15 protein-coding genes and 1 pseudogene are annotated in these 14,823 nt (G+C 58.1%); 1 reads left to right on the plus strand and 15 read right to left on the minus strand.

The window, feature by feature from the left end; genetic code table 11:
• Position 1 precedes the first annotated feature (1 nt).
• The 12 genes and pseudogenes from trbJ to BFC21_RS26550 form a co-directional block, all read right to left on the minus strand.
• Entirely contained in the window at positions 2-784 is a 783-nt protein-coding gene (gene trbJ / locus BFC21_RS26495; RefSeq protein WP_120266773.1) for a P-type conjugative transfer protein TrbJ, read from the minus strand.
• A 15-nt stretch (positions 785-799) separates the two neighbouring features.
• Positions 800-1,402 (minus strand): annotated as a pseudogene (locus tag BFC21_RS26500) (TrbI/VirB10 family protein); the annotation flags it as partial.
• 31 nt (positions 1,403-1,433) lie between these two features.
• Complete coding sequence (locus BFC21_RS26505) at positions 1,434-4,403, minus strand: Tn3 family transposase (protein ID WP_019334889.1); 2,970 nt, start codon at positions 4,401-4,403, stop codon at positions 1,434-1,436.
• A gap of 79 nt (positions 4,404-4,482) precedes the next feature.
• Positions 4,483-5,109 (minus strand): LysE family translocator, encoded by a 627-nt coding sequence (locus tag BFC21_RS26510; protein ID WP_019334890.1) that lies wholly within the window; start codon positions 5,107-5,109, stop codon positions 4,483-4,485.
• Between the two features lie 270 nt (positions 5,110-5,379).
• Entirely contained in the window at positions 5,380-6,795 is a 1,416-nt protein-coding gene (locus BFC21_RS26515) for a glycosyltransferase family 39 protein (RefSeq protein WP_019334892.1), read from the minus strand.
• Positions 6,795-7,745: a glycosyltransferase family 2 protein gene (locus tag BFC21_RS26520; protein WP_019334893.1), complete on the minus strand. Its 951-nt coding sequence runs from the start codon at positions 7,743-7,745 to the stop codon at positions 6,795-6,797. The genes BFC21_RS26515 and BFC21_RS26520 overlap by 1 nt, the downstream gene beginning before the upstream one ends.
• A gap of 16 nt (positions 7,746-7,761) precedes the next feature.
• Positions 7,762-8,157 (minus strand): GtrA family protein, encoded by a 396-nt coding sequence (locus BFC21_RS26525; protein ID WP_080034397.1) that lies wholly within the window; start codon positions 8,155-8,157, stop codon positions 7,762-7,764.
• Between the two features lie 375 nt (positions 8,158-8,532).
• Entirely contained in the window at positions 8,533-9,804 is a 1,272-nt protein-coding gene (locus tag BFC21_RS26530) for an IS4-like element ISPa1635 family transposase (protein ID WP_023082049.1), read from the minus strand.
• A gap of 274 nt (positions 9,805-10,078) precedes the next feature.
• Positions 10,079-10,354 (minus strand): type II toxin-antitoxin system RelE/ParE family toxin, encoded by a 276-nt coding sequence (locus BFC21_RS26535; RefSeq protein WP_016502317.1) that lies wholly within the window; start codon positions 10,352-10,354, stop codon positions 10,079-10,081.
• Positions 10,354-10,626, minus strand: coding sequence for a CopG family ribbon-helix-helix protein (locus BFC21_RS26540; RefSeq protein ID WP_016502318.1), 273 nt, complete (start codon positions 10,624-10,626; stop codon positions 10,354-10,356). Before BFC21_RS26540 ends, BFC21_RS26535 begins: the two co-directional genes overlap by 1 nt.
• A gap of 13 nt (positions 10,627-10,639) precedes the next feature.
• A complete protein-coding gene (locus BFC21_RS26545) occupies positions 10,640-11,053 on the minus strand; it encodes a hypothetical protein (protein WP_033901201.1) in 414 nt (137 codons plus the stop codon).
• A gap of 6 nt (positions 11,054-11,059) precedes the next feature.
• Positions 11,060-11,800 (minus strand): GIN domain-containing protein, encoded by a 741-nt coding sequence (locus BFC21_RS26550; RefSeq protein WP_019334897.1) that lies wholly within the window; start codon positions 11,798-11,800, stop codon positions 11,060-11,062.
• Positions 11,801-12,030: 230 nt separating this feature from the next.
• Between BFC21_RS26550 and BFC21_RS26555 the strand changes: the two genes are divergently transcribed.
• The gene (locus tag BFC21_RS26555; RefSeq protein ID WP_019334898.1) at positions 12,031-12,594 is read left to right on the plus strand and encodes a recombinase family protein; all 564 of its coding nucleotides are present in this window, start codon (positions 12,031-12,033) and stop codon (positions 12,592-12,594) included.
• Here BFC21_RS26555 and BFC21_RS26560 read toward each other — a convergent pair.
• From BFC21_RS26560 to trbG, 3 genes are read right to left on the minus strand one after another with little or no spacing between them, the layout of a single operon-like run.
• Positions 12,548-13,441 carry a hypothetical protein gene (locus BFC21_RS26560; protein WP_120266775.1) on the minus strand — a complete coding sequence of 298 codons (894 nt, stop codon included), beginning with the start codon at positions 13,439-13,441 and terminating at the stop codon, positions 12,548-12,550. The two genes, BFC21_RS26555 and BFC21_RS26560, sit on opposite strands and share 47 nt — an antisense overlap.
• A gap of 5 nt (positions 13,442-13,446) precedes the next feature.
• Positions 13,447-13,908, minus strand: a complete 462-nt coding sequence (locus tag BFC21_RS26565) for a conjugal transfer protein TrbH (RefSeq protein ID WP_120266776.1) — start codon at positions 13,906-13,908, stop codon at positions 13,447-13,449.
• On the minus strand, positions 13,908-14,804 hold the full coding sequence (gene trbG, locus BFC21_RS26570) for a P-type conjugative transfer protein TrbG (RefSeq protein ID WP_086799791.1): 897 nt from the start codon (positions 14,802-14,804) through the stop codon (positions 13,908-13,910). Before trbG ends, BFC21_RS26565 begins: the two co-directional genes overlap by 1 nt.
• Between the last annotated feature and the right edge of the window lie 19 nt (positions 14,805-14,823).

Below are 14,823 nucleotides of genomic sequence, written 5' to 3' on the forward strand. Positions count from 1 at the left end.
GTTACTGAAACGACCAGGTTGACGGCTCAGACCTGGTGATGTTGGATTTTTCTCGCAGCTTCGTAGATGAAGCATCTTCTTGAGCCTGGCGGTCGGCTTGTTGTTGAGCCAAGGTTGCTGCGGCCTGGTTCTGTGCCAGCAACATGCCGCGGATTTGCAGAAGCTGGTTACCCTGCGCTGCGGCCAACTGGTTAGCCGCTTGAAGTGCCTGCATCTGGCCGGTTGCGGTCGTGGCTTGAGATTGGAGCTGTTGCAGTTTTTGGGCATCAGTGGTCAACGTCTGTTGTTGCTGATCGACACTTTTGATTACGTCCGCGTTTGCCCGTTTTACAGCGTCGGAGTTATCTGCGCGGCGCGTTTCCAGAGCTTCCCGCTCGCTGTCAGAGCATCCGCCAATCTGAAAGCATGGCGAATTCCGGTAATAGCTGACGTTTTCATACTTCGACAAGTACCGATCAATCGACCCGGATTGGTTTTTGTAATAGTCAAGGGTTTGCTGGGCAGACACAACCTTGTTAATTACGCTGTTTACTTCGCTCCAGATGTAAGCCCCTGGTGCGGCCGTGTTTTGCAGCATGTTTTCGTATTGTTGTAATTGAGTTTTGTATTGCTCAATTTGTTTTGCAACTTGCGCAACTTGATTCGCTGCGGTGACAGTCGTTTGGCTCAGATTCAATCCGTCTGCTACTGGAATGCCTGCCGAAGCCGGTTGGCAAACTACAAAACTAACTGCTGCGGAAAGTGCGAAAACTTTAGCCGCTAAAATGGAATTCTTAGAAAACATAACTTGCTCCTTGCGTTAGTAGTCAAACGATTGATAAGCCTTGGTGAATGTCACGTCTTTGACAGCAACAATGTTAAAGCGATAGCCCGGACGAATTTCGATTGTCGGGGAAATGTTCAAGTTTTTAGAGATGATTTGCGCGGACACTTGGCCCAGTTGCTGCCCAAGCGCAGAACTCAATTCGCTGCTAACCGAAGGTTGTTGGTAGCCAACAGAGTTGTTGTTGTCCTGAGTTGCAATGGAAGCGCCTGCGGTGATGCCGGCCATGAACAACGCCGATCCGTAGAGCCGCAACAGGTGATGATTAACCTTGTCACGGAAGCCAGAGTAGCCGGCCATGTCTGCGCCTGGCATTGCTCCAATGTCCAAAGCCTTGCCATCAGGAAATACCAGGCGCTGCCAGGCAATCAGTACGCCTTCTTGTCCATAACCAACATCGCTGGAGTAGGTGCCAACCATGCGAGTCCCTTGAGGAATAAGCAGGTATTTGCCGGTGGCCGTGTCATACACGTCCTGCGAAACCTGCGCCATGATTTGACCTGGCAAATCAGAGTTGATGCCGCTCAGCATGATTCCAGGAATGACAGCGCCGGCCCGAATCTCGAACGGTGTAGTTGGGGTCGTCTTAGAAAACGGAAAATAAAGCACGTTAAGCTGGCTGCAGCGGCCGTAGCGGCCTGAACTTGCCCGCGCCGATCTTGGCGTTGCTGCGCCAGAGGTAATCGCCAGTCAGGTTGATGTGCTCCCAACCCAGCGGCGACAGATACTGCAATAGAGAGTCATCAACGGGCTTGCCGTGTCCACGCAGGGCATTCGCGGCCCGTTCCAGATAAACCGTGTTCCACAGCACGATGGCTGCCGTCACCAGGTTGAGGCCACTGGCCCGGTAGCGCTGCTGCTCGAAGCTGCGGTCGCGGATTTCGCCCAGCCGGTTGAAGAACACGGCGCGGGCCAGCGCGTTGCGGGCTTCGCCCTTGTTCAGCCCAGCGTGCACGCGACGGCGCAGCTCCACGCTTTGCAACCAATCCAGGATGAACAGCGTGCGCTCGATACGCCCCAGCTCGCGCAGGGCCACGGCCAGGCCGTTCTGGCGCGGATAGCTGCCGAGCTTGCGCAGCATCAGCGAAGCCGTCACGGTGCCCTGCTTGATCGACGTGGCCAGCCGTAGAATTTCATCCCAATGGGCGCGAATAGCCTTGATGTTCAGTCTGTCGCTGCTAATCATCGGCTTGAGCGCGTCGTAGACAGTGTCGCCCTTGGGGATGAACAGCTTGGTGTCGCCCAGGTCGCGGATGCGCGGCGCAAAGCGGAAGCCCAGCAGGTGCATCAGGCCAAATACATGATCGGTGAATCCTGCCGTATCGGTGTAGTGCTCCTCGATGCGCAGGTCGGACTCGTGGTACAGCAAGCCGTCGAGCACATAGGTCGAGTCGCGCACGCCGACATTGACCACTTTGGTGTGGAATGGCGCGTACTGGTCGGAGATGTGGGTGTAGAAAGTCCGCCCAGGACTGCTGCCGTATTTCGGGTTGATGTGGCCAGTGCTCTCGGCCTTGCTGCCGGTTCGGAAATTCTGGCCGTCCGACGATGACGTGGTGCCGTCGCCCCAGTGCTCGGCGAAGGGATGCCGGAACTGCGCGTTGACCAGTTCGGCCAGCGCCGTCGAATAGGTTTCGTCGCGGGTATGCCAGGCTTGGAGCCAGGCGAGCTTGGCGTAGGTCGTTCCGGGGCAGGACTCCGCCATCTTGGTCAGGCCCAGGTTGATCGCGTCGGCCAGGATCGTGGTCAGCAGCAGGTTCTTGTCCTTGGCCAGGTCGCCCGATTTCAGGTGCGCGAAGTGCCGGGTGAAGCCTGTCCATTCGTCTACCTCCAGCAGCAGTTCGGTGATCTTGACGTGCGGCAGGATCATTGCTGTCTGGTCGATCAGCGCCTGCGCGGTGTCGGGCACCGCCGCATCGAGCGGCGTGATCTTCAGGCCCGACTCCGTGATGATGGCGTCCGGCAGCTCGTTGGCCAGCGCCATGCGGTTGACGGTGGCGAGCTGCGTTTCCAGCAGCGTCAGCCGGTCATGCAGGTACTGGTCGCAATCGGTGGCCACGGCCAGCGGCAATTCGCTGGCCTGCTTGAGGCTGGCGAATTTCGCGGGCGGCACCAAATAGTCCTCGAAGTCCTTGAACTGGCGCGAGCCTTGTACCCAAATGTCGCCGGAACGCAGCGCGTTCTTCATCTCCGACAGGGCACACAGTTCGTAGTAACGCCGGTCAATGCCGGTGTCGGTCATGACCAGTTTCTGCCAGCGCGGCTTGATGAAGTCGGTCGGCGCGTCCGCAGGCACCTTGCGGGCATTGTCGCTGTTCATGCCGCGCAGTACCTCGATGGCGTCGAGCACGTCCTTGGCGGCGGGCGCGGCCCGCAGCTTGAGCACGTCGAGGAATTCCGGCGCGTAGCGGCGCAGCGTGGCGTAGCTCTCGCCGATGCGGTGCAGGAAATCGAAATCCTCGGGCTGTGCGAGTTTCTGCGCCTCGGTGACGCTCTCGGCAAAGGCATCCCAGGACATGACGGCCTCGATGGCAGCGAACGGATCGCGGCCAGCTTGCTTGGCCTCGATCAGCGCCTGGCCGATGCGGCCGAACAGCCGCACCTTGGCGTTGATCGCCTTGCCGGACGCCTGGAACTGCTGCTGATGCTTGTTCTTGGCGGCGTTGAACAGCTTGCCCAGGATGCGGTCGTGCAGGTCAATGATTTCGTCGGTGACGGTGGCCATACCCTCGATGGCAAGCGCGACCAGGGTCGCGTAGCGGCGCGGCGCCTCGAACTTGGCCAGGTCGGCGGGCGTCATCTGGCCGCCCTCGCGGGCAATCTTGAGCAGCCGGTTCTGGTGAACCGACCGCTCGATGCCGGAAGGCAGGTCGAGCGCCTGCCACGCCTTGAGGCGTTCGATGTGTTCCAGCATGTGCCGCGAGTTCGGTTTGACGGGCGACTGGCGCAGCCAGGCCAGCCAGGTCGTTTTGCCGTTGTCCCGGCGCTTGAGCAGATCGTCGAGGCGGCGGCGATGCGCGTCCGATAGCGGTTCGGCCAGGGCATCGTAGATGCGCCGGTTGGCGCGGGTAATCGCTTCGGCGGTCGCTCGTTCGACGGCGTTGATGGCAGGCAGAATGACCGACTGCCGCCGCAGATGATCGACCAAGGCGCTGGCCAGCACGACGCCCTTGTCGGTTTGCATGGCCAGCTCGGTCAGCCACTGGACGGCCTGCCGGTAGTGGCTCATCGTGAAGGGCTGGAAGCCGAACACCGTTTGCAGTTCGACCAGGTGCTCGCGCCGGGTCTGTTCCCGCTGGCCATACTCGCCCCAGCGTTCGACGCCAACCTTGAGCTGGTCAGCGACCAGTTTCAGCAAAGGCGGAAACGGCGGCTCATCGACGCCAAGGATGACACCGGGAAAGCGCAGGTAGCAGAGCTGCACGGCGAAGCCCAGGCGGTTGGCCGGGCCGCGCCGCTGCCGAATGATGGACAGGTCGGTGTCGCTAAACGTGTACTGACGAATCAGTTCTTCCTTGGTATCTGGCAATGCCAGCAGGCTGTCACGCTCGGCAATGGACAGGATAGAACGGCGTGGCATGACAAGGCTTCCCTGAGTGCTTTTGATCACCTGATCCGAGCGTAAGGCCTGCAACTAATAACCCATGAGCAATCATGGGTTATTTTTGGCTGAGTGCTGCTACCGAAAGCCCGGACGCGACGAAGGTCAGTCCGGCGCCGACATTCAGGCCGTTGACAACTTTTGGCTTGCGCTGCAGCCAGGTCGACAGGCGCGTTGCAAAAATTCCCATGAGCGCAAAGCCCAGGGCGGTCAACGCGGCGAACCAGGTGCCGTAGACCAGCATCTGCACAGTGACCGAGCCCAATGATGGGTTGACGAACTGTGGAATGAACGCAAGCACAAACAGTCCCGGCTTAGGGTTAAGCGCCGCAGACAGGAAGCCGGTGAGGAAGATGCTTTTGAGCGATTGCCGTGCCGCCGGTTTGAAGTTGATCAGGCTGCGCGAACGCAAGACCTTGATACCCAGCCACACCAGGTAGCTGGCGCCGATCACTTTTACGACCCAGAAGGCCACGGCGGATGTCTGCATCAATAGGGTCAGGCCCAACGAGGCGGTGGCTACGTGAAACAGAATCCCGGTGCCCGACGCAACCCCCGAAATGGCCGCCGCCATGCGCCCCTGGCTCAGGCCCCTGGCGATGGCCAGCAGGTTGTCCGGCCCGGGGGAAAGCACCAGCAACAGGCAGGCGGCGGTATAGGTCAGCCAGATGTCCAGAGGGAACATAACGAGATTCCTTTCGTCAACGGTTCAAGGCAGCCATCGTGTTCCAACTGGAGGTCCAAGATCAAGATTAATCCAGATGCCTATGCGCTAGCGCTTTAGAACGCGGTCTTCACTTGCAGGCCCAGCATCAGTGCATGGTCGATTCCCAGCCCGGAAAGCGCCCCCAGCTTGATGATGTATCGGGGCAAAGGGGCAGCCAGGAGATGGTCTGGTAGCCGTAACGCAACGCTGTTGATGCTGGTCGCCAGGGCGTTGCCGGCAAGCCGGCTCCTACAGGTCAGTGGGTGCTTTCAGTGGTTCGCACCTGAATAACACGCTTTGGCTGGCACGCAGTTGCTCGACACAATTGAACGGCTGCAAGCCCTGGATGCCTCGCTTGAGGTCACGTACCCGACGGGCGATGTAAAAGCTGCGGTCAACGGGCAAGGTAGCCAAGTCCTCGACCCGGCGTGCCTGCCCCTGCGTATAGAACTCCCCCGAGTACGAGCGCCGGCCCCAGTAAAAGAGGGTTCCGGGACGCTCTGCCTGCAACTGCTGCCAGGCCCTGGCGAGCTCACGTTGGTTATTCGGCCGGTCAAAGGCGCGGCCGTCGATGGCAGCGATCAGCAGCCATACCGGCAGCAGCAGCGCGAGGATCAACCCAATGATGGTTTTGCCGGTTTGCCAGGGCACAGCCTTGAGTGCGCCAGCCAGCAGCAGGCTCCAGGCCGGCAGCGATGGCAGCAGGTAAGTCCACAGGATATTGCCGGAGAACGTGAAAAATACCGGCGTAGCCAGGGCCCACAGGGCGATAAAACCATAGTAGCGACCCGACAGGGCCGAGCGGCGCAGGGCGAAGTACACCGCTGGCAACAGCAGCGTCCAGGGAAAAAGCGCGAGCATCAGGTCCATCCAGATGGCGCCCGTGGGCCGGGCATGGGCGCTGCCGTACAAGTCTCCGGCCCATTTGCTGACCACATAACGCTTCCAGTGCTCGCCGATCAGGAAGTAATCGAGAAACCCCGGCGTGCGCTGTTCAGCAATCACGTACCAAGGCACGGCAATCACCAGCATCAACGCAAGGCCCAGCAGCCAGGGCAAGTGCAAAAAGGCACGCCATTGTCGGTAGTAAAGCGTCCAGATCACAGCTGGAGCCCCCACCAGCACCAGCACCAACGGCCCCTTTGCCAGCAACCCGAGGCCCAGGCCGGCAAATCCTGCCAGTGCCCAACGGCGGTCGCCCCGTGTCATGCCGCACCAGAAGCCATAGCTGGCCAGCAGTACCGAGAAACTCAATGCCGGGTCGGTCAACACCACACCTGCTGACAACAGGCCGAGGGTTGAGCTGGAAAAGATAATTGCCGCCAATACCGCCGTTTTTTCATCGGCCTGCTCACGGGCAAACCGGATGATGATCAGGCAACTGGCGACATGCAGCAGCCACGCCGGAAAGCGAATGGCGAATTCATTGATACCCAGCAACTTCATGCCCAGCGCCTGGGTCCAGAACGACAGTGGCGGCTTGCCCCAAAAAGGTACGTCCAGCTCGAACAGCGGGGTTACCCAGTTGCCGAGTACCAGCATCTTGCGGGCCATTTCCGCGTAGCGGGCTTCCGAGGTGTCCATCAGCGGGTACAGCCCCAGGCTTGCCAGGCGCAGGGCCAAAATGGCGATCAATACCAGCCATAGCGTACGGGTCGTTATCATCAGTGGTTTTCTTGTTCGCGAGGGTGTATCGGGCAGGGGTGCTCCGGCCGTTCAGGGGCTTCGCCGAGCAGGTTGTCGAGTAGATAGATGGGACGCTGCCTGACTTCGCTCAACGTTGCCCCGAGGTATTCGCCGATCATTGCTATGCCCACGGTAATGAACGCAGCAATGCCCATGATCACGTGATGGGCATTGGCGGTGTTTACGCTCATCTGCTGGATGATGAGCACCATGGTGGCGATGAAAATCATCAGGCTGAGCAGGCTGAACCAGCGCAACGGCTTGCGCGACAGCGCCAATACGCCTTCGATACCGAGGTCGATCAGCGCCAGCGGCCCCCATTTGCTGAGACCGGCGCTACGCGGCTCACGGTCATAGGGCAACTCGATGGTATTGAACCCCAGCCAACTGATCAGGCCCTTCATGAAACGCGTCCGTTCCGGCATACCGCGCAGCGCTGCCAGGGGCGCCGGGCCAATCAGGCGGAAGTCGCTGACGTCTGCGGGAACATCAAACTTGTCGGCCAAAAAGTTCATCAGTTTGTAATAGAGGTGGGCACTGATACGTTTGCTTGAGGTATCAGACAGGCGACTGCGGCGCTGCATATTGACGATATCGCTACCGGTCAACCAATGATGAACCATGAGTGGAATAAGTTCGGGCGGGTCTTGCAAGTCGGCATCAATAAATAACAACGCATCCCCGACCGCATAATCAATACCGGCGACCATGGCGGCTTCCTTGCCAAAGTTACGGCTCAGGTTCAAACAACGAACGCCAGGCGTCTGGCAATAACCATCCAGTAGCGCCAGTGTTTCATCGCGGCTGCCGTCGTTGACATACACTACTTCGTAGCGAATGCTGAGTGTCTTAAGTACAGCCATTAGCCGCTTATGAAAAAAAGGCAGTACCTTGGCTTCGTTATAACAACAGACAATCACACTGAGCATCGGACGTGGGGAGCGCTCAGCTCTTGATCGATTCATGGCGAAAGCTCCAGTACTGGTTGATTTGGTAAGTGATCAACGTCAGGGCACAGGTGGTGATCACCTGCATCAGCCATAGGCGCTGGGGCCAGTGCTCCAGCAGGGTCGCCATCAGGGCCAGGTTTGTACCGTTGTAGACCAAGGCCGTGATGCTGAAGCGCAGCCATTGATAAGTGTCGGATGGGCGAGCCTTTGTAAACGTCCAGCGCTTGTTGCCCTGATAACTAACAACAGTCCCGACTATTGCTCCCAGTAACGTCGCAATGAGTGCGGGCAGAACCAGAGACAATAACAAAAGTGTTATGTAATGAGCGCCAGTGGCAAATATTCCAACGATCAGATAGTAAGGCAAGGTTGTAGAGGGTGGCGATATCATTGAGAGAACTGCATGTGTTCAAGAGGCTGTATGGTGTTGACTTTAACTACTCATGGGAGCCGGCGTGTGAAAAAAATGTTTAAGAGCGTCGATATTACCAAATTGTAATTTTGGTGTTGGGTAGTTGTAAGGGCAATGTCATCAACCTAAGCTGCAGCCCTGCCCAAGGCAAGCCCCCCGAAGCAGCCAGCCGCCATGGCCGTCGGGCGATGACCAGGCCTCTGCCGCTCAATCAGGCGGTCTAACTGGGCTGGCGGTGATGTGATCATCGTCTGTTCCGGCTGTCTAGGCGAGATTTCTCGTTCTCCGGACGAGCCTATGCCGACCGCTTGTGGCCAGCTTTTTTTTGCACGGAGGTTGGGCGGTGGTGTTTCTTCAGCGCGTCGGTTTGTAGCCCTCACAACCTCGGCTGGCTGCGCGTTTGCGTTGGCGCGCAAAGCTACGGCCTGAGCGTACGGCACTGAGGCTTTTAGCCATCAAGGCCAGCACATTGCTCAGCCCCTGAGCACAGTGCCGCACCAGCAGCTCGACCAGGGTATTTTTGAGCCGTGACACGCCTTGGGTGAAGTTGACTTTCCATCGCAGCTTGCGACCTTTGTGGCGCTGTTCGATGACCGGCTGTAGCAGGTGCTGCATCAACAGCGCCAGGTTCTTCAACAGTTGAGCGGCATGAAAGTCCTGCTTTACAGCAGTCACGCTGCGGCCGCTGAAGTTGTCCAGCGTCAGGGTTTGTTTGAGGCGACGGAAGTCGGTTTCGATGCCCCAGCGGCGGTGGTAAAGCTCGGCAAACACCTCAGCGGGAAAGGCTTCTCGATCCAGCAACGAGGTCAGCAATACCTCGCTTTCGCCGTTGGCCAACTCGACCCGGATCAGTCTCAGCTCGATCTGGCTGGCAGGATCAACGCCAGCCTCGGAGCAGAACAGACGTGCTTCAGGATGGTTGGCCACGAAAAGCTGTGTGTCTTCAACTTGGCCAGAGTATAGAAACGCTTTGACCTGGGCGTTATAGCCACAGGGCAGGCGCATCAGAAAGTGCCGCTGTTGCTGCGCGAACAGCGCGAATAACCAGTGCCCAGGGTAACCACGGTCAAACAGCGTCAGGCTGTCAGCCGGCAGGTGCTCAAGGTGCAGATGGGCACAGTCGCGCTCGCCGACGGTCAGGGGCACGATCAGGCTATGCAGGGTTTGACCGTCAGCGACTTCGTAGAGTGTGGACAAGCGAGCCATGGGAAAGCCAGAGTGACTGCCAAAGAAGGTCGCCATGGTCGACTCCAGGGGTAAATGCACGGTCGAGCCATCCACCGCGAGCACCCTCAGCCCACGCCACTTCTGACGCAGCCCGAAGCAGTCAATTTGTTGCTGCAGGAGGTGATTGAGACTTTCAAATACCTCGGGGTTGAGCTTTTTGCGCGCTTTGCAGAAGGCCTGCGCAGTGACCATTTGCGTCTCAGTCGACGCCTGATTGAGTACGCGATAGAACTGATCGAGTTCGGTTTGCAGGGCCGTGCGCGGCTGATTGAGCAGGAACAGGACGAGGTTCTTGAAGGTGAGCTGGCGTCGGCGGGTAAAGTCTTGAGGATTCTGGCGGTGGGCGGCGATGAAGGCGGGACAATCGAGCGGACTGGTTATTTTTTGTACAATTTTCAAACCAGGGCTTGGCTGGCGGTGTCAAGCGATGCGGTATAGGTAGTCAAAAGGGCTTCTCCCATGCACTGATTTGAGCGCTAATTATATGATATTTATGGATAATTTCCAAAGTTGATGACATTGATCTATAGCCCCCTAGACTGGGCGAATTAGCACAGGAGGTTGGCCTTGGATTAGGGGAGCCTACAGAATTCGGAAAAAATCGTACGCTAAGGTTTTCTGATCAGTCGTAGGCTCGCCAGTTTGATGTATTCCGTTCCTGGCCCAGCCAAACCTATCGGTCTTCGCGGGTGTGCCACAGGCGCAGTAGGTAGATAGTGGAATCCACTATCTCGTAACGCATCTCGTAATGGCCGATCTGAATTCGGCGCACATCCCGTGGATCGAATTCTTCCAGGCGTTCGCCAATGCGCGGGTTGGCCAGCAGCGTGGAAGGTGCGGCTGTGAGTTGCTGCACTGTTCGTGCGGCGGCAGGCTGATTCACCGACGCCAGAAACTCATACAACCGGGCAATGTCGGAAAGCGCCTTGCTTGTCCACTTCAACTCCATCAGCGCGGTACCGGCAACGGAGTGTCAGTGCTGAGGCTTTCAGCCCAGGCCTGGACAGCTTGATGATCGATCACGCGACCAGCATCCACATCGGCCAATGCCTCACGGGTCAGGCGACTACGTTCTTCTTCCTGGTCTATCCAGGCGGCCAGAGCCTGCTTGACGATCCAGTTCTTGGAGCGTTCCAGGCGCTCAGCCATCAAATCGACCTTTTCGGCCAGTTGCACAGGGACGTGAGCCGTGACGGATCGGGTTTTCGCGGTGGTTGCCATGATGGGGTTACTCCTAATCAATGGTAGGTACAAGGTGCATGCTCTGCCGGCGTTCAGTAACCGCCGCTTCCGATGCCATCCGGCGCAGAGTGACGGCATGTTCGCTGGCCTGGCGGGCACCGGCCTCATCGCCATTAGTTTTGAGCTTGTTGGCCTGCCATTCAGACGCTTCAGCGCCGGCAAGTAACGACGTGGCCAGCGTTACTTTTGGACGAGACTTTTCACGCTGCTCCTGCGCGCCTCGCTGACGTTCGACAACCTGCGCGGCCTCGTTGGCCGTGATACGCAAGTTGGTGCGAGCAATGTCAAAGCCGCCATCGGCGTTTGTGGCCTCGGGCGCTTCGAGGCAGGTTTGCATCGAATCCACTGCCGTCAACAGCTTGTCGATCTGCTGCAACAGCTCGGTTCGTTCTTGGTCATTCTTCATGGAGCGTCACTTCTTCTTGAACTTGATGTCGCCTGAGCCGGCAACGGAATGGTCGCGGGTCGGCGGGTTACCGCGCACCACGATGTCACCGGAACCCGCCACGCGTGCCTTCACTGAGTCGCTGACATAGGCGTCGATATCACCGGAGCCGACTACCGACAGTTTGGCGGACGTAGCGACCAGCTCGCTGGCGTCCACGTCGCCCGAACCGGCTATCTCGGCGTCCAGAAGACCCACGCGACCAAAGGCCGTGATATCGCCCGAACCTTGGATGCCTAGATCGAGGACGGTCTGCTGAAGGTCGTACAGGGTCACGTCGCCACTGCCCTTGATGCGGATACTGGGGGCTTCAGGCAATGCGATTCCAACGATGCTTCGCCCCTTGGACTGCATAGTGACGCCGCCGTGGCGTCCACCGACATTGATCGTTCCGCCCACGAAAATGTTGCCGGTACCAGAAACGTGAATATTGCCCCCATAGCCGCTAATGGAAATGCCCTCCTGCTCGATGATCAGCTTGTCACCCTCGAAGCGGGTCTTGATGTTACGAATGGCTTCCACGTTTTCCCCTGCCACGACCAGGTGCGCTGATGACGAGCGAAAGAACACAACATCAACCGCCCCCTTGATCACAATTTTGCTAACTGGGTGGATGGGGCGCTCTTCCTTCTCGTAGTTGGCAGCACGCTCCCATGCGGAATCGCGATGGTTGGCATCCTGGTGCGTCAAAGGGCTGGATTGGCTCATCATCTATCCTTTGTGATTTATTTTGAGTGACTTTGCCATAGCTCGACTCAGGGTTAATCATAGTGAATAATAATGAGCTGTCAATCGATCCGTCAGGTTGGGCTATGCCCTAACCTGACGTCAGGACAGCCTACCCAGAAACGTCCGGATAGACTCCATCGCTTAATTTATTGACACAAGCTACGCAAGGTCATAGATTTATTCCTGACACTTTTCTGTTTGGGGGCATCTTGCAAGGTCAACGTATCGGCTACGTCCGGGTCAGCAGCTTCGACCAAAACCCGAAGCGGCAACTGGAACAGGTCGAAGTCGGAAAGGTATTCACCGACAAGGCATCGGGCAAGGACACCCAGCGCCCAGAACTTGACTCGCTGCTGGCCTTCGTGCGCGAAGGAGATACGGTGGTGGTGCACAGCATGGATCGCTTGGCCCGCAACCTCGATGACCTGCGCCGCCTTGTGCAAAAGCTGACCAGGCGCGGTGTGCGCATCGAGTTCGTCAAAGAATGCCTGACCTTCACCGGTGAGGATTCGCCGATGGCAAACTTGATGTTGTCGGTCATGGGCGCGTTCGCCGAGTTCGAGCGAGCATTGATCCGCGAGCGACAGAGGGAAGGCATCGCGCTCGCCAAACAGCGCGGAGCATACAGGGGCCGCAAGAAAGCGCTTTCGCCCGAACGCGCCGCTGAACTTCTGCAACGCGTCAAGGCCGGCGAGCAAAAGGCAAAGCTGGCCCGTGAATTTGGCATCAGCCGCGAAACGTTGTACCAGTACCTGCGCGAAATTGGAGCTTAACGTGCTTTATTTTCCGTTTTCTGAGACGACCCCTAGTTGGAGCTTCCATTTTGGAGTTCAACGCCCAACGATCTTTTTTGCCGTTGCCGTCAAAAGTGCCGTAGTCCTTACCGGTGTCGCTGGACGACGAGGCCAGCATCATGCCCGACGAACCGCCCGAACGGCCGCCGCCGTAACCACCGCCGCTACCGCCGCCTATGTTTCCTTGTACCTGGCGAAGTTGGGCTTGATAGGCCGCATTCGGATCGGTCGAGCGCTGCTGGTCGATTTTCCGGCGAACCTGCGCAATGCGATCAACCATTTCGTCAGGGGTTTGCGGAGTATCGTCAGTTGTTCCAGTGCCGACACGGCTCAGATCCGGCAGGGTGATTGCCGTTTTAGCTCCAACTGCGGTTTGGAAAAGCTGCATTTTCCGTTGACGCAACTGTTCGTCTTCCTGATCTTCTGGCGAGCGTGGGCCGCCATTCCCTCGAGGCGGTTGCGGTGGCGCATTCGGGTTTTCTACGCGAGCCACAGGCACGCCATTAGGCGTTGTAGGTGCTTGCGGATCGGCCGGGGGCAAAAGTGGCGGCTCAGCTTTGGCCTCTGGGATCAAGCCGTCAGCACGGCCCCCAACGATATCGGCAGCCATCAGAGAGCTATCCCCGCCCTTCCCTTGCGCGGTCGCTGCATGATCCACATTGGCTTGATTGGAACGCTTGACGGCCACCATTGCGATAAGGCCCATAAAGAGCGCGAGAACCGCAATGCCAATCATCAAAGGCACGTTGTTCACCCGGCGCACGCCGGTCTTTTTGCTGGAAGCGCCTGGCGACGAATCCGGCGACATTTGGTCGGTGTCAGCCATGGCAATTACTCCTTGCGCGCCCAGGAACCCGCCGCTGCGACAGTCCCGTTTTTTTGTGGAATGTAGGCTCGGCTGATCGGCTGATTGCCCACCACGACCGTGACCCGGTACAGGTCTGCGGCAGGTGCGAGCGAGCCAACTACATAGCGGAGGTCTACACCGGGAGAGAAAGCCGCCTGAGTAGCCGGTTGCGCCTTTTTGGCAGCTTCTGGCGCGTACTCGTTCACGGAGTAGCCACGACCGCGCAGAAGCGCTACCAAGGCCGTTCCGTAGGCATCTTCGGTGGGCTGCATGATGTTCAAGCGAGTCCGCGCAGGCGGATACATAGTGACCAGGTGCGCAACGGTGTCGCTCGCCATGTTTTTGTCATGCGCGGCCGGGGCTGCTGAATAATTCCCGTATGGGGAATTTGTTGCGCACCCACTCAAGCCGGCGATAAGTGCCGAGATCATGAGAACTTTGCGCATCACTTGGCCTCCCGCTCAATGGTGATTTTGTCCTGGCTCGATCCGACGCCGGCAACCAGAATTGCCTTGTCGAAAATCGTGTCCACCACATAGCGATTGCCCTGGACGCGGTAGTTGACCATTTGCGTTTCAGCATCGCGGAAAATGCCGCCGTCGCGACGTACTACCAGCAAGGTTGGAGACTCGCTTTGACGCATGCCATCCGGCATTTCAATGATGGTTTTCGTGCCGTCGTTGTACACACGCACTGGCTTCCAGCGCGCCTTGCCGTCGATGGAATAGTTAAAGTCCAAGTTGCCCAGGTATTCCCGGGTTTGCGGAATCGTGTTGTCGTGACGGTCTTTAGCCTCGGCATTCCGGATCGACGCCCACTTGGCAGCAGCATCTTCGGGATACATGAAGCGCGCGTAAGGCATGCTTTCATTGCGAGTTGAACGCAGACGGAAATGGTAAGTGCGGCGGTCGGTCATCACGACCAGCGCGGTATCCAGGCCCACGTCCAGCGGCTTCAATATCAAGTGAACGGTTTGGTCTGCACCGGAGCCGCTGATGCCAGGCTCTACGGTGAAACGAGGGTCGCCACCGTTCAGCGTGTTGAACTGCTCACCAGGCTGCAGGGAGATATCGCAGACCTGGAGCACAGCGCAGACCACTTGGGTTTGCCCACTGCCATACAGGAAGGTAATGGCGCCGTCGCCGCCTGGTGTCGCGTTGCTAGTCGCTTGGCCGGTCTGCCATTTTTTGCCGATCCCGATAGCTTTTTGCTCCTGCGGGGTCAGCTTCACAGTGTCCGGGGCAAAATACTTGTTTGCCATATCCGCTTGGCTGTCGGCTGCTTGTACAAAACCTGGCAAAAGAACGCCGGCAATTAACGAGGAAATCAGTGTCTTTTTCATATGGAGTGTCCGCCCCAGG

The sequence above is a fragment of the Pseudomonas sp. TMW 2.1634 genome (genome assembly GCF_001703595.1).
Lineage (GTDB): Bacteria > Pseudomonadota > Gammaproteobacteria > Pseudomonadales > Pseudomonadaceae > Aquipseudomonas > Aquipseudomonas fragi.